Source organism: Pantoea sp. AS-PWVM4 (genome assembly GCF_000468095.1).
Taxonomy (GTDB): domain Bacteria; phylum Pseudomonadota; class Gammaproteobacteria; order Enterobacterales; family Enterobacteriaceae; genus Pantoea; species Pantoea phytobeneficialis.
The window spans coordinates 94017-115666 of sequence record NZ_ASZC01000003.1; the positions used below are offsets into that span (position 1 = coordinate 94017).

Annotated in this window: 19 protein-coding genes; 16 read left to right on the top strand and 3 right to left on the bottom strand. The window is 58.4% G+C overall.

All coding sequences use genetic code 11. The features are described from left to right. The first annotated feature begins 2 nt into the window (after positions 1-2). The 7 genes from phnL to phnE (L579_RS03075) all read left to right on the top strand — a co-directional run bounded on the left by phnL (position 3) and on the right by phnE (L579_RS03075) (position 6240). Positions 3-707 carry a phosphonate C-P lyase system protein PhnL gene (phnL, locus tag L579_RS03045; RefSeq protein ID WP_021182800.1) on the top strand — a complete coding sequence of 235 codons (705 nt, stop codon included), beginning with the start codon at positions 3-5 and terminating at the stop codon, positions 705-707. After that, positions 704-1840: an alpha-D-ribose 1-methylphosphonate 5-triphosphate diphosphatase gene (phnM, locus tag L579_RS03050; RefSeq protein ID WP_021182801.1), complete on the top strand. Its 1137-nt coding sequence runs from the start codon at positions 704-706 to the stop codon at positions 1838-1840. The genes phnL and phnM overlap by 4 nt, the downstream gene beginning before the upstream one ends. Next, the gene (gene phnN / locus L579_RS03055) at positions 1840-2364 is read left to right on the top strand and encodes a ribose 1,5-bisphosphokinase (RefSeq protein WP_021182802.1); all 525 of its coding nucleotides are present in this window, start codon (positions 1840-1842) and stop codon (positions 2362-2364) included. The genes phnM and phnN overlap by 1 nt, the downstream gene beginning before the upstream one ends. A 188-nt stretch (positions 2365-2552) precedes the next feature. Continuing rightward, positions 2553-3371: a phosphonate ABC transporter ATP-binding protein gene (gene phnC / locus L579_RS03060; protein ID WP_021182803.1), complete on the top strand. Its 819-nt coding sequence runs from the start codon at positions 2553-2555 to the stop codon at positions 3369-3371. A 26-nt stretch (positions 3372-3397) separates the two neighbouring features. Beyond that, complete coding sequence (phnD, locus tag L579_RS03065; protein ID WP_021182804.1) at positions 3398-4327, top strand: phosphonate ABC transporter substrate-binding protein; 930 nt, start codon at positions 3398-3400, stop codon at positions 4325-4327. A 168-nt stretch (positions 4328-4495) separates the two neighbouring features. Beyond that, the gene (gene phnE, locus L579_RS03070) at positions 4496-5359 is read left to right on the top strand and encodes a phosphonate ABC transporter, permease protein PhnE (RefSeq protein ID WP_021182805.1); all 864 of its coding nucleotides are present in this window, start codon (positions 4496-4498) and stop codon (positions 5357-5359) included. Then, positions 5356-6240, top strand: coding sequence for a phosphonate ABC transporter, permease protein PhnE (phnE, locus tag L579_RS03075; RefSeq protein WP_021182806.1), 885 nt, complete (start codon positions 5356-5358; stop codon positions 6238-6240). Before phnE (L579_RS03070) ends, phnE (L579_RS03075) begins: the two co-directional genes overlap by 4 nt. Here phnE (L579_RS03075) and L579_RS03080 read toward each other — a convergent pair. Next, positions 6194-8758, bottom strand: coding sequence for an ATP-binding protein (locus tag L579_RS03080; RefSeq protein WP_021182807.1), 2565 nt, complete (start codon positions 8756-8758; stop codon positions 6194-6196). The genes phnE (L579_RS03075) and L579_RS03080 overlap by 47 nt on opposite strands. A 144-nt stretch (positions 8759-8902) precedes the next feature. Between L579_RS03080 and L579_RS03085 the strand changes: the two genes are divergently transcribed. The 6 genes from L579_RS03085 to L579_RS03110 all read left to right on the top strand — a co-directional run bounded on the left by L579_RS03085 (position 8903) and on the right by L579_RS03110 (position 15181). Then, positions 8903-10408, top strand: coding sequence for a sugar ABC transporter ATP-binding protein (locus L579_RS03085; RefSeq protein WP_021182808.1), 1506 nt, complete (start codon positions 8903-8905; stop codon positions 10406-10408). 10 nt (positions 10409-10418) lie between these two features. Next, on the top strand, positions 10419-11402 hold the full coding sequence (locus L579_RS03090; protein WP_021182809.1) for an ABC transporter permease subunit: 984 nt from the start codon (positions 10419-10421) through the stop codon (positions 11400-11402). A gap of 156 nt (positions 11403-11558) precedes the next feature. Beyond that, positions 11559-12497: an ABC transporter substrate-binding protein gene (locus L579_RS03095; protein WP_021182810.1), complete on the top strand. Its 939-nt coding sequence runs from the start codon at positions 11559-11561 to the stop codon at positions 12495-12497. A gap of 74 nt (positions 12498-12571) precedes the next feature. Further along, positions 12572-13255 (top strand): D-lyxose/D-mannose isomerase, encoded by a 684-nt coding sequence (locus L579_RS03100; protein ID WP_021182811.1) that lies wholly within the window; start codon positions 12572-12574, stop codon positions 13253-13255. A gap of 11 nt (positions 13256-13266) precedes the next feature. Next, positions 13267-14127, top strand: a complete 861-nt coding sequence (locus tag L579_RS03105; protein ID WP_021182812.1) for a ketose 1,6-bisphosphate aldolase — start codon at positions 13267-13269, stop codon at positions 14125-14127. 1 nt (position 14128) lies between these two features. Further along, positions 14129-15181, top strand: coding sequence for a carbohydrate kinase family protein (locus tag L579_RS03110; RefSeq protein ID WP_021182813.1), 1053 nt, complete (start codon positions 14129-14131; stop codon positions 15179-15181). Here L579_RS03110 and L579_RS03115 read toward each other — a convergent pair. Next, entirely contained in the window at positions 15118-15864 is a 747-nt protein-coding gene (locus L579_RS03115; protein WP_036624905.1) for a response regulator, read from the bottom strand. The two genes, L579_RS03110 and L579_RS03115, sit on opposite strands and share 64 nt — an antisense overlap. 427 nt (positions 15865-16291) lie before the next feature. Between L579_RS03115 and L579_RS03120 the strand changes: the two genes are divergently transcribed. Continuing rightward, positions 16292-17590, top strand: coding sequence for an NCS2 family permease (locus L579_RS03120; protein ID WP_021182816.1), 1299 nt, complete (start codon positions 16292-16294; stop codon positions 17588-17590). A gap of 156 nt (positions 17591-17746) precedes the next feature. Here L579_RS03120 and L579_RS03125 read toward each other — a convergent pair whose 3' ends face one another. Then, positions 17747-19201, bottom strand: coding sequence for an AMP nucleosidase (locus L579_RS03125; RefSeq protein ID WP_021182817.1), 1455 nt, complete (start codon positions 19199-19201; stop codon positions 17747-17749). A gap of 335 nt (positions 19202-19536) precedes the next feature. On the opposite strand from L579_RS03125, the gene L579_RS03130 reads away from it, so the two are divergent. Further along, complete coding sequence (locus L579_RS03130; protein WP_036624907.1) at positions 19537-20652, top strand: branched-chain amino acid ABC transporter substrate-binding protein; 1116 nt, start codon at positions 19537-19539, stop codon at positions 20650-20652. An 82-nt stretch (positions 20653-20734) separates the two neighbouring features. Next, positions 20735-21649, top strand: coding sequence for an ABC transporter permease subunit (locus L579_RS03135; RefSeq protein ID WP_021182819.1), 915 nt, complete (start codon positions 20735-20737; stop codon positions 21647-21649). The last annotated feature ends 1 nt before the right edge of the window (position 21650 follow it).

Sequence of the window (21650 nt, forward strand, 5' to 3'; positions counted from 1 at the left end):
CCATGAATACGCAACTGCGCGTGGAGAAGCTGTGTAAGACCTTTGTGCTGCACAACCAGAGCGGTGTGGCGCTACCGGTGCTGCATGATGCCAATCTTGAGGTCAGCGCCGGGGAGTGTGTGGTGCTGCATGGCCGTTCCGGCAGCGGAAAATCCACGCTGCTGCGTGCGCTGTACGGCAACTATCAGGCCAACAGCGGCCATATCTGGCTGCAACATGCGGGGGAGTGGATCGATATGGCGCAGGCTCCGGCGCGCCAGATCCTTGCCATCCGTCGCGATACCGTCGGCTGGGTCAGCCAGTTTTTGCGGGTGATCCCACGGGTGCCGACGCTGGAAATCGTCATGCAGCCGCTGCTGGAGCGTGGCGTGGAACGTGCGTTTTGCGAAAAGCGCGCCAAAGAGCTGCTGACGCGTCTTAACGTGCCACAACGCTTGTGGTCGCTGGCACCGTCCACCTTTTCCGGCGGGGAGCAGCAACGCGTCAACATCGCGCGTGGCTTTATCGCTGACTATCCGGTGCTGCTGCTGGATGAGCCGACTGCCTCGCTGGACAGCGCCAACAGTGCGGCGGTGGTGGAACTGATTGAACAGGCGCGCGCGCGTGGCGCGGCCATCGTGGGTATTTTTCATGACGAAGCGGTGCGCGCACGCGTGGCCGATCGCCTGCACGTCATGCAGCCGGTACAAACAGGAGCAGAAGCATGATCGTCAATAACGTCCGACTGGTGCTGGAAGATGAAGTGGTGTCTGGATCGCTGGAGATGCGCGATGGCCGTATCGCCAGCTTTAGCGATAGCAACAGTCAGCAACCCGGTGCGCTGGACGGTGAGCAGGCGTACTTACTGCCGGGGCTGGTGGAGTTGCATACCGACAACCTCGATAAATTCTTTACTCCGCGCCCGAAAGTGGACTGGCCAGCCCACTCGGCGATGAGCAGCCATGATGCGCTGATGGTTGCCAGCGGCATCACCACGGTACTGGATGCGATAGGCGTCGGTGATGTGCGTGACGGCGGGCATCGCCTCGATAACCTCAACAAAATGATCGAGGCTATCCGCGACAGCAACCGCAAAGGACTTAACCGCGTTGATCATCAGTTGCATCTGCGCTGTGAATTGCCTTATCACACCACGCTGTCGCTGTTTGAGGCGCTGGTCAGCACGCCGGAACTGTCGCTGGTGTCGTTGATGGATCACTCACCTGGACAGCGTCAGTACGCGTCACTGGAGAAGTACCGCGATTATTATCAGGGCAAATACCAGCTGAATGACCAGCAGATGGATGAATTTGAGCGTGAGCAACTGGCGCTGGCGGCGGAATGGTCACAACCGAACCGTAATGCGATTGCCGCCATGTGCCGGGCGCGCGGTATCCCGATTGCCAGTCATGACGATGCAACCGCCGCGCATGTGGCCGAATCACATGAGGTCGGTAGCGCCATTGCCGAGTTCCCAACCACGCTGGAAGCCGCAGCCGCTTCGCGCGCTTGTGGAATGCAGGTTCTGATGGGGGCGCCCAATATTGTGCGTGGCGGGTCGCACTCTGGCAACGTAGCGGCCTGGGAGCTGGCGAGTGCCGGTCTGCTGGATATTCTCTCCTCCGATTACTACCCGGCCAGTCTGCTGGATGCGGTGTTCCGGTTAGTGGCGGATGAACGCAACGCGCTGGAATTGCCCCAGGCGATGGCGCTGGTGACGCGTAATCCGGCGCGCGCGATTGGCCTGCGCGATCGCGGCATCATCGCCGAAGGGCTGCGAGCCGACCTGGTGCTGGCGCATACCGATCACGGCCACCCGCATATCCGTCATGTGTGGTCACAGGGCAGGTTGGTGTTCTGATGGCACGCCTGATCTGGCTGACCGGGCCATCCGGCTCGGGTAAAGACAGCCTGCTCAACGCGCTGCGTGAAGCGCCGCCAGAACGTCTGGTGATCGCCCATCGCTACATTACCCGCCCGGCGGATGCGGGCGGTGAAAACCATGTGGCGCTGAGTGAGGCGGAATTCCGGCGACGTGAAGCCCTCGGGTTGTTTGCCCTGAGCTGGCAGGCGCACGGGCTGTGGTATGGCCTCGGCACCGAGATCGACCAGTGGCTGGATCGCGGGCTTAACGTGCTGGTTAACGGCTCACGTCTGCACCTGCCAGTGGCGCAACAGCGCTACGGCAGTCAGTTGCTACCGCTGGTGTTGCAGGTGTCACCCGAGATTCTGGCGGCGCGTTTGCGCCAGCGCGGGCGCGAAAGCGAGGCAGAGATCGCGCGTCGGCTGGCGCGCGCGGCAGAACCTTTGCCTGCGCACAGCTTCCCGTTGAATAACGATGGGGCGCTGGCGGAGACGCTTTCTCAGCTACGTGAGTGGTTGTAACGGCGCGATTTATCACGCAATTTCGTGCGCGTTGCAGGAAAAATCCGCGCGATAAATCGCGCCGCTACAGAACGCACTAAACCGTAACGGGCGCTGTCACCGTTTGATCATTTCCCTGTCATCAAGCCTTCATCGCCTTTGGCCGTAATAAGCGGGCAATTCACATCTCAGATGAAACGGAGCGGAAGATGGCACAGGCACTACTGAAAACCGTGATCGACAATCCTTATGTTCCGCACATTCAGCAGGGCCATAAGGTGCTGTCGGTGCAGGGACTGTGCAAGGCATACGGTGAAAATCGCGTGCTGGATAATGTCAGTTTCGATCTGCATGCGGGAGAACTGGTAGCGGTGATTGGCCGCTCTGGCGCAGGCAAATCGACATTGTTACATATGCTGAACGGCACCATCAGCGCGTCCAAAGGTGCCATTATCAGCGCGGAGCAGCATGATGTGGTGAAACTCAACAGCCGCCAGATGCGCGAATGGCGCAGCGCATGCGGCATGATTTTCCAGGATTTCTGCCTGGTGCCGCGTCTCGATGTGTTGACCAACGTCCTGCTTGGCCGTCTCAGCCAGACCTCTACGCTGAAATCCTTCTTCAAAGTGTTTTCCGAAACCGACCGTGCGCAGGCGATTGAACTGTTGCAGTGGATGAACATGCTGCCGCAGGCGCTGCAACGCGCTGAGAACCTGTCGGGCGGTCAGATGCAACGTGTGGCGATCTGCCGCGCGTTGATGCAAAACCCCAAAATCCTGCTGGCTGATGAGCCGGTAGCCTCACTCGACCCAAAAAATACCAAACGCATCATGGACGTGCTGCGCCAGGTCAGCGAACAGGGCATCAGCGTGATGGTGAACCTGCATTCGATTGAACTGGTGAAAAACTACTGCACCCGCGTGATAGGCATCCAGCGCGGCAAAGTGCTGTTTGACGGACATCCTGCGCAGTTGACCGACGGTCTGCTGCACGAGTTGTACGGCGACGAAATTAACCAGCTCCACTAACTCCCACGGCAAGAGAATAACCACCAATGAAACTGACTTCTTTAGCTTTACTGACTGGCGCTCTGATGGCTTTTGGCGTTAACGCAGCGGATGCACCAAAACAGCTTAACCTCGGGATTCTGGGCGGTCAGAACGCCACCCAGCAGATTGGTGACAACCAGTGCGTGAAAACCTTCTTCGACAAAGAACTGAATGTCGACACGCAACTGCGTAACTCGTCTGATTATTCAGGCGTGATTCAGGGGCTGCTGGGTAACAAGATTGACCTGGTACTGAGCATGTCACCCGCATCTTATGCCTCGGTCTACCTGCAAAACCCGAAAGCCGTGGATATCGTCGGGATCGTGGTGGATGACAAAGACGGTTCGAAAGGTTACCACTCGGTGGTGATCGTCAAGGCCGACAGCCCCTACAAAAAGCTGGAAGACCTGAAGGGTAAATCGTTTGGTATGGCTGACCCGGACTCAACGTCGGGTTTCCTGATGCCAAATCAGGCGTTTAAGAAAGAGTTTGGCGGTACGGTAGATGACAAATACAAAGGCACCTTCTCTAACGTAACCTTCTCTGGCGGCCATGAGCAGGACATCCTCGGCGTGTTGAACGGTCAGTTCGACGGGGCGGTGACCTGGACCTCATTGGTGGGCGACTACAACACCGGATACACCTCGGGTGCCTTTGGTCGTCTGATTCGTATGGACCACCCGGACCTGATGAAGCAGATTCGCATCATCTGGCAGTCACCGTTGATCCCGAATGGCCCGATCCTGGTAAGCAACAATTTGCCGGCTGACTTTAAACAGAAAGTGGTGGATACCATCAAGAAACTGGATAAAGAGGATCATAGCTGCTTTGTTAAAGCGGTGGGCGGTGAGCAGCATATCGGCGCGGCAACTGTAGCGGATTATCAGAACATCATTGATATGAAACGTGATCTGATGAAGGGTAGCCGCGGGTAGACCTCTGCGGTCTGTGACCCTCACCCCGGCCCTCTCCCATAAGGGAGAGGGAGATGTGCCATATGCTCGATCTGTTCCCTTGCTCGATCTGTTCCCTCTCCCGCTTGCGGGAGAGGGTTAGGGTGAGGGCAGCAACCTGCACCTCACACAACCACAGGACTCCCCCCGTTGACCGACTTCGAACACTACTACCAACGCATCCGCCGTCAGCAAAAGCGTGACACGCTGTTGTGGTCATTGCTGCTGGTGGCGCTGTATCTCGCTGCGGGCAACATCGCAGAATTCAACCTGGTGACGGTCTGGCAATCGCTGCCGCATTTCTTTGACTACATCGGCGAAACCCTGCCGGTTTTGCACTTGCCGGTGTTGTTTGCCGATGTCAAAACCGAAGGTTCCCTGGCTTACTGGGGGTATCGCCTGAATATCCAGTTGCCGCTGATCTGGGAAACCCTGCAACTGGCAGTTTCCTCCACGTTGCTCGGCGTGGGTATCGCCGCCGTATTGGCCTTTTTCGCCGCCGATAACACTCAGTCGCCAAAGAGCGCACGCGTCGCCATTCGTGCTTTTGTCGCCTTTTTGCGTACCATGCCGGAACTGGCGTGGGCGGTGATGTTTGTGATGGCTTTTGGTATCGGCGCGATCCCCGGTTTTCTCGCCCTGGCGCTGCACACCATTGGCAGCCTGACCAAGCTGTTTTATGAAGCGATTGAGAGCGCCTCGGACAAACCGGTACGCGGCCTCGCCGCCTGTGGTGCCAGCAAATTGCAGCGGATGCGTTTTGCTTTCTGGCCGCAGGTCAAACCGACCTTTCTCTCCTACAGCTTTATGCGTCTGGAGATCAACTTCCGCTCCTCGACCATTCTTGGTCTGGTCGGCGCGGGGGGCATCGGTCAGGAGCTGATGACCAATATCAAACTGGATCGTTATGATCAGGTCAGCATTACGCTGTTGCTGATCATTGTGGTGGTGTCACTGCTGGATACGCTCTCCGGCTGGTTGCGCCGCCGCGTGGTGGAAGGAGAACGCGCATGATCGCCCTGGCCCCGGATATCAGCCGGCTGAAGCAGCAACACCCGGAACTGTTTGCGGCGCAAAATCGTTACCTGCGTCGGATCGCCCTGATCGCCCTGGCGGTGTTGTTGTACTACGTTTTTTTCTTTGAATTCTTTGGTATCGAATGGAGCCGCCTGCTGATCGGCTGCCAGCAACTGGGACGTTATTTCCTGCGCATGTTTGTCTGGCAGGATTTTGCCAACTGGCCGTTTGGTTACTACCTGTCGCAGATTGGCATCACACTGGCGATTGTTTTTGCCGGAACCCTGACCGCCACGCTGTTGGCGTTACCGATCTCCTTTCTCGCGGCGCGGAATGTCATGCACGGTTCCATCACCCGACCGATTTCCCTGCTGATGCGTCGTGTATTGGATGTGCTGCGCGGTATCGATATGGCGATTTGGGGGCTGATCTTTGTACGCGCCGTCGGAATGGGGCCGCTGGCCGGGGTGCTGGCGATTGTGATGCAGGATATCGGCCTGCTGGGCAAGCTCTACGCCGAAGGGCATGAAGCGGTGGAACGCTCGCCCAGCCGGGGGCTTGGCGCGGTCGGAGCCAACAGCTTGCAGAAGCATCGCTTCGGCATTTTTACCCAATCGTTCCCGACCTTCCTGGCCCTGAGCCTGTACCAGATTGAATCTAACACCCGTTCGGCGGCGGTGTTGGGTTTTGTCGGTGCGGGTGGCGTGGGTCTGGTGTATGCCGAGAATATGCGTTTATGGAACTGGGACGTGGTGATGTTTATCACCCTGATTCTGGCGGCCATCGTGATGATGATGGATGTCATCTCCAGCCGCCTGCGTAAACGTTATATCAGCGGGAAAGCGGTGCCGCTGTGGCAGCCTGCCGGGCGCGATTAAGCCGTTCACTGCGTTGCCAGGCGCGTTCCAGCGCCTGTACCAGTTGCGCCTGATGCCAGGGTTTTGCCAGCCGTTCACACAGCGGCAGCATTACTGGCGTCTGGCGCAGATCCTGTCCGCTAATCAACAAGGTGGCGAGATGGGGGTAGTGCTGCTGGGCCTGGCGAATCACATCCGCCCCGTTCAGGCTGCCGGGTAGCATCAGGTCGCTGATCAGCAATTCAATATCCGGCGTCTGGCGCAGCAGCGCGAGGGCGCTCTCGCCATCGCCACACTCCAGCGTTAAATAACCTAACTGGTGCAGATGCTCGCACAACGTCTGGCGTACTGCCGGTTCGTCGTCGAGCACCAGCACCAGCCGGTCAGCACTGTCGCTGAGCGTGGCGGGAAGTGGCGCAGGGACGGGTTGGGCGACGACTGGTGCGCGCGGCAGCAACAGGCGTACGGTGGTGCCCTGGCCGGGGGCGGTTTCCAGTTCAATCTGCCCGCCAGATTGCCGGACAAAGCCATACACCATCGATAACCCCAACCCGCTGCCGCTACCCAGCGCTTTGGTGGTAAAGAAGGGTTCAAACACCTGACTGCGTACCTCCGCCGACATGCCACAGCCGTGATCGATCACTTCAATGGTGACACGATCGCCTTCATCGCGGTGCTGATGCCAGATACGCAGACGGATTTCGCCGCTCTGTTTTTCCATCGCATCGCGCGCATTGACCACCAGATTCATCAGCGCGTTTTCCAGTTGTCCGGCGTCGATCCACGCGGGCCAGCCGGGGCGCTGCGCCTCGATCACCAGTCGCTGGCCGTGCAGCAGCGAATGCTGCAACAAGCCCTGAAGGTTATCCACCAACTCCACCACCGACACGGCGCGTGGGTAGAGCGCCTGTTTGCGCGAAAAGGCCAGCAGCCGCTGGGTCAGTTGCGCCGCGCGGTCGGCGGCCTGACGGGCGCGCTCCACCCGGCTGGCGAGGGTGCCGGGCGGCAGTTGATCGACGGTCAGGGCCAGACTGCCGATAATCACCGCCAGCAGATTGTTGAAATCATGCGCCAGACCGCCGGTCAGTTGCCCGACGGCTTTCATCTTCTGGCTGTGCAACAGCGCTTCTTCCAACGCTTTGCGTGTCGTGCGTTCCAGTACGGTATTGACCATGCCACGCCGTGGCACCGGACTGAAGCGCAACTCCAGCGTGCGGCCATCGGCCAGCCGCACTTCCTGCGCTTCACCCAGCCCATGCAGTTCAATCTCCAGCCGCTTCAGCAATTGTTGGTAATGCAGGCCGCGATGTAGCTCGCGTGGCGCAATGCCGAGCAGTTGCGGGTACTGTGCATTCCATACCACCAGCTCGCCGCCGTTATCGAACAGGGCAAAGCCATCGCGCATCGCCAGAAAGGTTGATTCCAGTTGGTTACTTTTCTCTTTTAACAGGCGTGAGGTGTGCGCCAGCGAGGCGGTATTGCGGGCGAAGACGTTGAAGGCGCGCGCCAGATCGCCCAGTTCATCGCGCCGTGCCATTCCAGGAACGTTGACGCTTTTCTCCCCCTGCGCCAGTTGCGTCATGGCGTGGGCGATCGCGGTCAGACTGGAGCCCAGGTTGCGATAAATGTAATAACCGGCATAACCGGTGATCAGCAGCGCCAGCAGCATAAACAGCACGATAAAACCGATGATGGAATCCAGTTCCTGATGGGTGGCCTGGCTGCGGGCGTCATTCTGCTGCGCGACCAGTTGCACGTAATGGGTGATGTCATCATTCAACATCGCCACCAGGGCTTTGATGCGATAGGTGGCATAGGCGATAGCGATATCACTCTGCTCCAGTTGGCTGGCAACCGGCAGCAGCGTCAACTCGGTGCTGACCAGTTGCTGCACTTTGTCAGCCAGTACCCCCTGCAACGGGGTGGCAGACCAGGCGGCATTGAGTGAATTCAGTTGGCGCACCGCTGCCTGTGGCGCGGTGGACTGAATCGCCACGGTCAGCAGGCGGGCGGTTTGTTGACGCAGGTCGAGGGACAGGGGCTGGCTGGTGACAAGGCTATCGATATGGTTGAGCAACAGCTGCGCCTGCCACAAGCCACTCAACATCAGGTTACGTTGCAGATGGCGTTCATGACCTTTCAGCAGCAGTTGATTGATACTTTGTTCCAGCATCTGGCTACGCTCGCGAATACGTTGCAACAACGCCGGTTGCTGTGCCGCCAGCGGTGCGCTTGCCAGCCGACTCAGCGACTGCTGCAACGCCTGCTGGGTTTGTTGTAGCCGCGCCGATTCGCTTTGATACTCCAGTGCCCCCACCACCTGCGACAAACGCACTGCCGCCGTTGCCACATTGGCGGTATCGCGTGCCAGTGCCAGACTGCCGTTCATATCCGCCAGGGTTTGCGCCTGGGCTTGTTCCTGAATGTGACCGGCGTGGCGAAATCCGCTAATAGCGACGAGGCCGACCGCCAGCGTGACGCACACCACCAGCAGGTTAAACAGCAGCAGGCGACCGCGTGCGCCCAGGCTCCGACTCATGTTGCACCCTCCAACCGGCCTCATTCAGCGCGAGTATAGAAGTCGGTCGGCGGTGAAATATGACAAATATAAATGGCGGCTGACATTTTCCATTTATCTGTCGCTGATTAACTCGCTGCACCCTTTGCCAGCAGGAGCGCAGCGATGACGGCCACACCGATTCTGGAAATGCGGGCAATCACCCGACGTTTTGGCAGCTTTTACGCGTTGAAAGGGGTGGACCTGACGGTCTGGCCCGGTGAAGTCCATGCGCTGATGGGGGAAAACGGCGCAGGCAAAAGCACCCTGATGAAGATCCTCGCCGGGGCTTACACCGCCAGCAGCGGGGAGATCCTGATTGATGGGCAGCCTTACGCCATTAAAGGTCCGAAAGAGGCGCTGGCGGCGGGCATCACCCTGATTTACCAGGAGATCAACCTGGCACCCAACCTGACTGTGGCGGAGAACATTTTCCTCGGCAGTGAAATCACTCGCGCCGGTTTAGTCAAACGCCGTCAAATGGCAGAAGAGGCACAACAGGTGATTGACCGCCTGGGTGCGCAGTTCAGCGCCACTGACCTGGTAAGCCGACTGAGTATTGCTGAGCAGCAGCAGGTGGAGATTGCCCGTGCGCTGCATCGCAAAAGTCGCATTCTGGTGATGGATGAACCGACCGCTGCACTCTCCAATCGCGAAACCGAGCAACTGTTTGCGCTGATCAAACGTCTGCGCAGTGAAGGCATGGCGATCATCTATATCAGCCATCGTATGGCGGAAGTGTATGAGCTTTCCGACCGGGTCAGCGTGCTGCGCGATGGTCAATACGTTGGCAGCCTGACGCGTGACCAGCTGAACGCCAGCGAGCTGGTGCGCATGATGGTCGGGCGGCCTCTCAGCGATCTGTTTAACAAAGATCGATCCATTCCGTTCGGCGCCATTCGTCTCGCCGTGAATCACCTTGGCGATGGCAAAAAGGTTTATCCCAGTAGTCTGGCGGTGCGGGCCGGGGAGATTGTCGGTCTTGCCGGACTGGTGGGTGCCGGGCGCAGCGAGCTGGCGCAGCTGATTTTTGGGGTGCACAAACCGAGCAGCGGGGAAATCTGGATCGATGGCGAACAGGTAAAAATTCATTCACCGCGTGAAGCCATCGCCCACGGCATCGGTTTTCTTACCGAGAACCGGAAAGAGCAGGGCTTGTTTCTCGAACTGGCGGCGCAGGAAAACATTGTGATGGCGACGCTGGAACGCGATGCCAGTTACGGTCTGCTTAATCGCCGCAAAGGGCAGAAGATTGCCAGCGAAGCGATCCAGACCCTCAACATCCGTGTCCCCCATGCTCAGGTCCGTGCCGGTGGCCTCTCCGGCGGCAACCAGCAGAAGCTACTGGTGTCGCGCTGGGTGGCGATCGCACCGCGCATCCTGATCCTCGATGAACCGACGCGCGGTGTTGACGTCGGTGCCAAGAGTGAGATCTATCGCATGATGAGCCAACTGGCGCAGCAGGGCGTGGCGATTCTGATGATCTCCAGCGAGCTGCCGGAAGTGGTGGGGATGAGCGACCGGGTTTACGTAATGCGTGCAGGCACCATTGCCGGTGAATTAAGCGCGAACGAGATCAGCCAGGAAAACATTATGACGCTGGCCACCGGCGCACAGCCGGCCCATGTGTGAGGAGACGAGGATGACCAGTGAAACCACCCGAATGAAAAACCCCACGCTGAAACGGGCGCTGATGGCGGATCTGTTGCAGACCGTTGGCATCCTGCCGATTTTGATTCTGATTGTCGCGGTGTTTGGCTTTGTTGCACCGAACTTCTTTACCGAGGCCAACCTGCTGAACATTACCCGCCAGGCGTCGATCAACATCGTGCTGGCGGCGGGGATGACCTTTGTGATTCTGACCGGCGGCATTGATTTGTCGGTGGGGTCGATGCTCGGTACTACCGCGGTGGTGGCAATGGTGGTGTCGCTCGATCCGGCCTTCGCCAGCCTGACCATTCCGGCGGCGCTCGGGGCAGGGCTGATCATGGGGCTGTTCAATGGCTTGCTGGTGGCGTGGGCGGGACTGCCGCCGTTTATCGTCACCCTCGGTACTTATACCGCGCTGCGCGGTGCGGCCTACCTGCTGGCCGACGGCACCACGGTGATCAACTCCGACATCAACTTTGAGTGGATCGGCAACGGCTACATCGGGCCGATTCCCTGGCTGATTGTCATCGCCTTTGCGGTGATTGCGCTGTGCTGGTTCATCCTGCGCCGTACCACGCTGGGGGTTCATATCTATGCGGTGGGCGGCAACATGCAGGCCGCCCGGCTGACCGGTATCAAGGTTGGTGCGGTGCTGGTGTTTGTCTACGCGGTGAGCGGCCTGCTGTCCGGCTTGGGCGGCCTGATGAGCGCCTCGCGTCTCTACAGCGCCAACGGCAACCTCGGTGTCGGCTATGAGCTGGATGCCATCGCTGCGGTGATCCTCGGCGGCACCAGCTTCGTCGGCGGCATCGGCACCATTACCGGCACGCTGATTGGTGCGCTGATTATCGCCACCCTGAATAACGGTATGACGCTGATGGGGGTGTCGTACTTCTGGCAACTGGTGATTAAAGGCGCGGTGATCATTATCGCCGTGCTGATCGATAAATATCGCACCCGGCATCATGTGGGGTAGGTGCGGTCTGTAACCCTCACCCCGGCCCTCTCCCATAAGGGAGAGGGGGATGTGCCATATGCTCGATCGGTTCCCTCTCCCGCTTGCGGGAGAGGGTTAGGGTGAGGGCAAGGGCAGCAACAATACAAAACCAAAAAAAGCAGGAGAACATCGACTATGCGTTTTAATCCGATCCTTACCGGACTGCTGGCGGCCACGCTTCTCAGTGCGCCGCTGGTCCAGGCCAAAGAGTTAAAAGCCATTGGTGTTACCGTCGGCGATCTCGCCAACCCGTTCTTCGTGCAGATCACCAAAGGGGCGGCCCTGGAAGCGCGCAAGCTGGCCGGTGACGACGTGAAGGTGACGCTGGTCTCCAGCGGCTACGATCTTGGTCAGCAGGTGGCGCAGATTGATAACTTTATCGCCGCTAAAGTGGACATGATCATCCTCAACGCCGCCGACTCCAAAGGGATTGCCCCGGCGGTGAAACGCGCGCGCGATGCCGGTATCGTGGTGGTGGCGGTGGACGTGGCCGCCGAAGGGGCCGATGCCACCATCACCTCCGATAACACCCAGGCCGGGGCGATGGCCTGTAAATACATCTCCGACCGCCTGAAAAACAAAGGCAACGTGGTGATCATCAACGGACCGCCGGTTTCCGCCGTGCAGAACCGTGTCGAAGGTTGCGAGGCGGAGTTCAAAACCCATCCTGATATCAAGATTCTGTCATCGAACCAAAACGCCAAAGGCAGCCGTGAAGGGGGGCTGGAAGTGATGACCGGCCTGCTGTCAGCTAACCCGAAAATTGATGCGGTGTTCGCGATTAATGATCCTACCGCCATCGGCGCGGATCTGGCCGCCAAACAGGCGCAGCGCAGTGAATTCTTTATTGTCGGCGTCGATGGTAGCCCGGACGGTGAAGAGGCGTTGAAACGCAAAGGTTCGCTGTTTGTCGCTACACCGGCACAAGATCCGCAGGTGATGGCAGCCAAAGCCGTGGAGATTGGCTACGACATCCTGCAAGGCAAGCCAGCGCCGGACAAACCGGTGCTGATCCCGGTGACGATGATCGATCGTAACAACGTCGGCAGCTACAAAGGCTGGACGGTGAAATAACCGACCTGGGCGGCGTAATGTTGTTCAGTTAAGGCTCGCGCCGCCCCAACTTCCCACTGACCGGAGACGCAGTGATGCAACGTTCGGAAGTGAATGCCATTCTACAACTGACCCGCGAATTCTTTATGCGCCAGGATGTCCACCTGCCGAGCTGGGCCGATTACGGTCTTAGCCAGTGGCGTGCGCTGGATAAATCTGTCGCCGATGAACTACTGGCCCTGCATCTGGGCTGGGATGTCACCAGCTTTGGTGCCGAGGATTTCTTTCAGACCGGGTTAACCCTGTTCACCCTGCGCAACGGCTCACGCGGCGGTAAGCCGTGGAGCAAACCCTATGCGGAAAAAATCATGCATGTGCGCGAAGGGCAGGTGACGCCGATGCATTATCACCCGCAAAAGATGGAAGACATTATCAACCGTGGCGGCGGTAACCTGATTGTCACGCTGCACAACCGTGACGGCCAGCAACTGGCTAACACGCCGGTTAACGTCACCCTTGATGGCCTACGCCAGACCCATGCCGCCGGTTCGCAACTGCGTCTGTCGCCAGGCGAAAGCGTCACCCTTGTCCCCGGCATCTGGCACAGCTTCTGGGGCGAAGAGGGTTACGGCGATGTGCTGGTAGGGGAAGTCTCCATGCCGAACGACGACGAGCACGACAATGTCTTTCTCACCCCGCTGGCACGCTTCAACCCGATTGATGAGGATGAAGATCCGCGCTGGTTGCTGTGTAACGAATATGCCCGCTGGCTGGCCTGAAGGAGCATTCTATGGCACTGATTTCACTGGCGCAGGGTTTGGCTCATGCGCAACAAAATGGTTATGCGCTGGGCGCGTTTAACGTGCTCGATACCCACTTTCTGCGTGCGCTGTTTCACGCGGCGGAACAGCAACGTTCGCCGTTTATCATCAACATTGCCGAGGTGCATTTTAAGTATGTCAGCCTCGATCATCTGATTGCTGCCATTCGTACCGAAGCGGCGCTGCACGATATTCCGGTGGTACTCAACCTCGATCACGGCCTGCACTTCGACGCGGTGATGCAGGCTATCCGCCTGGGTTTTACCTCGGTGATGTTTGATGGCTCGACCCTCAGTTATGACGAGAACGTGCGCCAGACTCAGGAGGTGGTGAAAATCTGTCACGCGCTTGGCGTATCGGTGGAAGCGGAACTTGGCGCGGTGGGGGGCGATGAAGGTGGCGCGTTGTTTGGCGAGGCCGACAGCGATAAATTCACCGATCCACAACTGGCAGCCGAGTTTGTGCGCAGCACCGGCATTGATTGTCTGGCTGTGGCAATCGGCAATGCGCACGGTAAGTACAAAGGCGAGCCGAAACTCGATTTCGAGCGGCTGGCGGCGATCCGTGATGCGGCACGCGTGCCGTTGGTGTTGCATGGCGGTTCCGGTATCAGCGATGCCGATTTCCGCCATGCCATCAGCCTGGGTATCCACAAAATCAACTTCTATACCGGCATGTCGCAGGCGGCACTGGGGGCGATCGAGAACCAGATTGCCCAGCGAGAGGCGCGTTATGACGCCTTTGCCGAGCTGCTGATGGCGGTGGAGCGTGATATCAGCAACGTGGTGGCTCAGCAGATGCGGGTGTTCGGCAGCGCCGGGAGGGCCTGAGATGACAATACGCAGCGGCATCCTGGCAGCGGGCAGCATGTTGGTGGATCATGTACAGCGCATCAGTCACTGGCCGGAACAAGGCTGGCTGGCGGAGATCCACCATAGTGAAAAATGCAGTGGCGGGGCCGCGCTTAACGTGTTGTTCACCCTGGCGCGTATGCAGATTGATTTGCCGCTGGCCGGGGTGGGGATGATCGGCGAGGACAGCGACGGTGATTTTATCGTGCAGTTGCTGGACCAGCATCAGGTTGATCGCCGCCTGGTACAGCGCACCCGTAGCGTGAACACCGCTATGACCCAGGTGATGACCACACCGGATGGTCAGCGTACGTTTTTTCATGCCCGCGGGGCCAATGCACAGCTCGATTTACCGCATTTTGCCGCTGTCCATACCTCCCATCGCATCTTCCACCTCGGTTATCTGTTGCTGCTGGATTGTCTTGATTTACCGGATGAACATTGGGGCACGCGCGGTGCCCATCTGCTGGCGCAAATGCAGCAGCGCGGCTATCTGACCTCGCTCGATCTGGTGTCGCGCGTCGGGGAGTACCAGGCGCTGGTGGTGCCCGCACTGCGCTGGCTCGATTATCTGGTGATTAACGAACTGGAGGCGCAATCCCTGACCGGTGTCAGGCTGCGCAGCGCGACGGGGATCGCACCGCCTGACGCCTTTGCGGCGGCGGCGACCTGGTTGGTGCAGCAGGGCGTCCGGCGACGCGTGGTGATCCATGCGCCAGAAGGGGCATGGGGCCAGGAGGTCAACGGTGAAGGGCGCTGGCAACCGGCGTGGCAACTGACGCCAGAAGAGATTGTTGGCAGCGTCGGGGCCGGGGATGCCTTTTGTGCCGGCGTGTTATACGCCAGTCATCAGGGCTGGCCAATGACCGAGACGCTGAAGCTGGCGCATACCTGCGCCTGTTTTAATCTACACGCGGCGAATGCGCTGGACGGCACCCGGCCACTGGCCGAGATGCAGCGCTGGATGGATCAGGCGATTTGTGTGACATGCACGGCAGAGGCCGGGCGCATCACATCCGCAGAGAAAACATAACCCAGACCACGGATGGTGCGGATCAGGCTCGGCTGATGCGGGTTCATCTCAATCTTGCGGCGCAACCGCATGATCAGCACGTCAATGGTACGGTCGAACACATCCAGCGTTTCGCTGTGGGTCAGCTCCAGCAACTGGTCGCGCGTCAGTACTTTGCGGGCATGACACACCAGGGCGCGCAGCAACGCATATTCACCCTGGGTTAACGTCACCGTCTCACGCTGGGGGTTAAACAGTTGGCAGCGCGTTTCATCCAGTCGCCAGCCGTTAAACTGCCAACCCTCGTCCTGGGTGCTGACGGGTTGCGCCAGCCGACCACAACGGCGTAATGCTGCACGCGCCCGCGCAACAACCACGCGGGGATTAAACGGTTTGGCGATATAATCGTCAGCGCCCATCTCCAGACCCACCACCATATCCGCTTCTGATCCCATGCCCGTTAGCATGATCACCAGCAGCTCAGGTCGTTGGCGCTGCATTTGCTGAAGCACCAGCAGACCATTGGTGTCCGGCAGCATCATATCCAGCATCACCAGCGAGATTTCCGGGTGTTTATCCAGCAACGTCAGCGCATCTTTTCCCTGATGGCAGCTGAATACGGTAAAAACATGTTCACTCAATACATCGTGCAGCAGTTCGCATACCGCGCGATCGTCATCCACTACCAGAATTGCGGGCTTCATTACGGGCCTCTTTTGTTATGGAAGGGTTAACGAGAGTGTATACCGACCACTTTTGCCTGCTTAATCAGGCAACAGAAACGTGAGCGGCATCGCCTGACAGAGTTTGAAAGCGTGCGTTACCGCAATCTTTTTTCGCTACCCGGTTGACGGATGGGAAAACGATTGCGCGCACATGGTGCAATGCACCATAATCGCGCCTCGTTCTGGTTCAGAATTGTCTGAGTCTAAGATACAGTCGTGAAGGTAAACGATTGCGTCCTGTTATGGCATAGCAATTGCTATGAGGACAGGGGGAAAGGAGTTTAGTAACAAGGCGGATTGATGGCCGAGCATGCAGCCGTCTGCCTTTTCCCGCAACAATAACGCGCATGCACACCCCATTGGCAAGAGAACGCACGTCAGTGACGTCTCCCCATCACGAGAGATGATGATGTTAGAAAAACTATTCAAGCTAAAAGCGCACAACACAACGGTCCGCACCGAAGTTATCGCGGGCATAACCACCTTCCTGGCTATGGCCTATATCCTGTTTGTTAACCCAAGCATTTTGGGTGCGACCGGTATGGATAAGGGCGCGGTTTTCGTGGCCACCTGTCTGGCGGCGGCAATCGGCTGCGTGCTGATGGGCCTGATTGCGAACTACCCGATTGCGCTGGCGCCGGGTATGGGCCTCAACGCCTTCTTTACTTACACCGTGGTGCTGCACATGGGCTACACCTGGCAAATCGCGCTGGGTGCGGTGTTCCTGTCAGCCTGTATCTTCTTTGCGTTGTCGGTGTTCAAAATCCGTGAATGGATTATCGCCAGTATTCCGCTGCCGTTGCGTGCCGGGATTGCTGCCGGTATCGGCCTGTTCCTGGCGCTGATTGCGCTGGAAGGCGCGGGTATCGTGGTGGATAACCCGGCGACCCTGGTGGGCCTGGGCGATCTGACCAAACCTGGCCCGCTGCTGGCGCTGTTGGGCTTCGTCATCATCGTGGTACTGGAAGCGCGTCGCGTGACCGGTGCGGTGCTGATCGGCATCCTGATCGTGACATTCCTGTCGATGGGTATTGGCCTGACGCCGTTTGGTGGCGTGTTCTCTGCACCGCCGTCTATCGCTCCGACCTTTATGCAACTGGACATCGCCGGTGCCTTCAACGTGGGCCTGGTGAGCGTGATTTTCGCCTTCCTGTTTGTCGACGTGTTCGACAACACCGGTACGCTGCTGGGTGTGACCAAGCGTGCGGGTCTGGCGGATGAGCAGGGCAACGTGCCGAAAATGGGCCGTGCGCTGATCGCCGACAGTGCGGCTGCGCTGTTTGGTTCTCTGCTGGGTACTTCAACCACCACCAGTTATGTTGAATCGGCAGCGGGCGTCAGCGCCGGTGGCCGTACCGGTCTGACCGCGATTGTCGTGGCTATTCTGTTCGTGCTGAGTCTGTTCTTCTCGCCGCTGGCGGGTAGCGTGCCGGTATTCGCCACTGCGCCTGCGCTGCTGTTCGTGGCGGTGCTGATGGCTTCTGGCCTGGCGGAGATTGACTGGAAAGACATCACCACGGCTGCGCCAGTGACGGTCACTGCGCTGACCATGCCGCTGACTTACTCGATTGCTAACGGTATCGCGTTTGGGTTTATTACCTGGACGGTGGTGAAGCTGTTGAGTGGCCGTACCAAAGAGGTGAATGCGGCGCTGATTATTATGTCGATCCTGTTTGTGATTAAGCTGGGTTGGTTGAGCGCGTAATTAACCTCACCCTGGTCCCTCACCCTAACCCTCTCCCGCAAGCGGGAGAGGGAACTGATCGAGCATATGGCACATCTCCCTCTCCCTTATGGGAGAGGGCCGGGGTGAGGGTTACAGACCGCACCTACCCAGAAGAGTCACCAACCGCACCGGGTCCTACCTGAACGGCGGTTCATTGAAGGTGCGTAATTTGCGCGAATGCAACTTATCACCCTCCGCCCGCAGCAACTCCACCGCACAAATCCCAATCTGCAAATGCTCCGAAATCGCCCCTTCATAGAAGCGATTCGCCTGACCTGGCAGCTTGATCTCCCCGTGCAGCGGCTTATCTGAAACGCACAACAAAGTGCCATACGGCACACGGAAGCGATACCCTTGCGCTGCGATAGTCGCGCTCTCCATATCCACCGCCACAGCGCGACTCAGGTTAAAGCGCAACGCCGAAGCGGAGTAACGCAGCTCCCAGTTACGGTCATCGGTGGTCACCACGGTGCCGGTACGCAGGCGTTGTTTGACCTCTTCACCCGGCATACCGCTCACCGCTTTGGTGGCGTCGTACAACGCGCGCTGTACTTCGGCAATGCTGGGGATCGGGATATCCGGCGGCAATACGCTGTCCAGCACATGGTCGTCACGCAGATAGGCGTGGGCCAGCACATAGTCGCCGATGGTCTGGCTTTCGCGCAGGCCGCCGCAGTGACCAATCATCAACCACGCATGGGGACGCACCACCGCCAGATGGTCGCAGATGGTTTTGGCATTGGATGGCCCCACGCCGATATTCACCAGCGTAATGCCGCGACGATTGGGTGACGTCAGGTGCCAGGCGGGCATCTGGTGCTTCTTCCACGCCAGGTCCGACATCATCGCTTCCGGGTCCTGGGTCTCTTTGGTGATCACCACATCGCCAGCACAGGCAAGGCTGTCGTAAGGTGTGTTCGGATCCTGTACTTGCTCAATCGCCCAGCGCACAAACTCATCGACATAACGCGTGTAGTTAGTGAACAGCACGAACGGCTGAAAGTGCTCAACGGCGGTGCCGGTGTAGTGACGCAGACGCGCCAGCGAGAAGTCGGTACGCAGCGCATCAAAATGCGACAGCGGGAACTGCGCGTCGGCGTTGAACAGGCCATCGGCGGTTTCATCACCAATTTGCGACAACTCGGTGGTGGGGAAATGACGTGCGATGCTGGCGCTCATGGAACGATCCAGCGACAGGTCCGAACCGTCGATCACGTAAGGGTAGGGGATCTCCTGCTGAGAGGGACCGACCTCAATCACCACCTCGTACTCTTTCTCAATCATCGACAGTTGCTCGCTCAGGTAATGACGCAGCAAGGCCGGACGGGTAATGGTGGTGCTGTAGCTGCCGGTATGGGTGAAGCGGCCCCAGGCACGGGTGCGGTTCTGCTGCGGGCCATCGCCCGCCCAGGTAAGGCGCAGTTCCGGGTAAACAAACAATCCCTGCTGCCGTGCCGTTTCATCCGGCAGACGTCCCTGTTCGGTAAAGTCACGAATTGCGCTGCGTAAAGCCGCAACCGCGTTGTCGTACAGGCGTTCCAGTTCATCCAGCGCCTGCTGACTGCTGATGCCGTTCCGTTGTGTAGTCATAGGTTCTCCCTCCGAAATTTGGGCCGATTTGGCTATAGCATAGCGGGTAAACCCCTCAGCACCATGAAGAATCTGTGATCGACCGCATTCTGCACCATCAGAGTGCTGGTGCGTCGGCAAACGCTGGCTATGGTTAAGATCAGCAGACGTGTTCCCGCCGCTTTAACGCGCTGTCGGTGCAAAAACTTGTCACCAATGCTTACCTTTGGCGAGGTTTTTGCTTAATCGTTAACCGTGGCCCTGCTGGCCACTCATCGCACTTCGTTAAGTTTCAGAAATTGATTTCTCCCAGGCCGTGGTATGGCTCCGTTCCTGACCCGTTGAGGATTGAAAGCATGTCTTTGAAATTCATACAAGTACCATTGAAGGTCGTGATTGCTGGTTGCCTGAGTGCGGCGTTTTATGCCCAGGCAGACATTAAAATTGGTGTAGCCGGACCCTTTTCCGGCCCTAATGCCACTTACGGCGCACAGTATTGGAAAGGTGCCACTCAGGCGGCGGATGATATCAACGCTGCCGGAGGCATTAACGGTGAGAAAATTGTGCTGGTGCAGGGCGATGACGCCTGCGAACCAAAACAGGCGGTGGCGGTAGCTAACCGTCTGGTGGATCAGGACAAAGTGCTGGCGGTGGTCGGCCACTTCTGCTCCTCCTCCACCATGCCCGCCTCTGAAGTGTATGATGATGCCGGTGTGCTGGCGATCACCCCCGGTTCCACCAACCCACAAATCACTGAACGCGGCATGAAAACCATGTTCCGTATGTGTGGCCGTGACGACCAACAAGGGGCGATTGCGGCTAACTACATCATCGATAAGTTGAAGGCCAAACGTGTGGCGGTGATCCACGATAAAGATACCTACGGCCAGGGGCTGGCTGATGCGACCAAAGCGGCGCTGGAAAAACGTGGCGTCAACGAGGTGTTATATGAAGGTCTGTCGCGTGGTGAGAAAGACTTCAACGCGCTGGTTACCAAAATCGCCTCGGTGAAACCGGATGTGGTCTACTTTGGCGGTTGCCACCCGGAAGCGGGGCCTCTGGTGCGTCAGATGCGTGAGCAGGGCGTTACGGCTGCCTTCTTCTCCGGTGACTGCATCGTGACGGAAGATATGGTGACCGCTGCCGGTGGCCCGCAATACACCAAAGGGGTCTACATGACCTTTGGTCAGGACCCGCGTCAGATCCCGGATGGTAAAGCGGTGATCGCCAAGTTCCGCGCGGGTGGTTTTGAGCCGGAAGGTTACACCCTGTATGCCTACGCCTCGGTGCAGGCACTGGCCGCTGCGTATAAAGCCGCAGGGAAAGATAACGCCAAAGCCAGCGACTGGCTGAAAGCGAATAGCGTCGATACCGTAATGGGTAAAAAAGCCTGGGATGGCAAAGGCGACCTGAAAGTCTCGGATTACGTGGTCTACCAGTGGGACGATAAAGGCAAATATCACCAGCTGTAAGCTGACACGCGGCCCCGCGTGCAGCGGGGCCATTCGCGATTGGGCGCGAGGTTTGCGCTCCCCTTAAGCACGGGACTTGCATATGGACGCCTTCTTTCTTCAGCAACTGGTGAACGGCCTGACGCTGGGCGCGGTTTACGGGCTGATTGCTATCGGCTACACCATGGTGTACGGCATTATCGGCATGATCAACTTCGCCCACGGCGAGGTGTATATGATCTCCGCCTATCTTTGTGCCATCGGGCTGGGTCTGCTCAGCTTCTTCGGCATCCACTCCTTTCCACTGCTGATTTTCGGCACCCTGATCTTCACTATCGTCATCACCGCCGTGTATGGCTGGACCATTGAGCGCATCGCTTATCGCCCGTTACGCAACTCCACCCGTCTTGCGCCGTTGATTTCGGCGATTGGCATGTCGCTGATTTTGCAGAACTACGTACAATTGAGCCAGGGACCGAATCAGCAGGGCATCCCCACGTTGATGAGTGGCGTGCTGCGTATGGAGATTGATGGTGGCGTGGTGCAAATCACCTGGACCAAAGTGTTTATCCTGATTGCCGCTCTGTGCGGCATGGCGCTGCTGACGTGGATTATTCAGTACACACGGCTGGGGCGGATTTGTCGTGCGGTGCAGCAGGATCGGCGCATGGCCGCGATTCTCGGTATCAACACCGATCGGGTGATCTCGCTGGTGTTTATGATTGGTGCGGCAATGGCCGGGCTGGCCGGGGTACTGGTGACCATGAACTACGGCACCTTTGATTTCTACATTGGCTTTGTCATCGGCATCAAGGCGTTTACCGCTGCGGTACTGGGCGGTATTGGTTCGCTGCCCGGGGCGATGCTCGGCGGTCTGCTGCTCGGGGTGGCGGAAGCGCAATTCGCCGGACTGGTGAACTCCGATTACAAAGATGTTTTCTCTTTTGCCCTGTTGGTGGTGATTTTGATCTTCCGGCCACAGGGGCTGTTGGGACGACCGCTGGTTGCCAAAGTGTGAG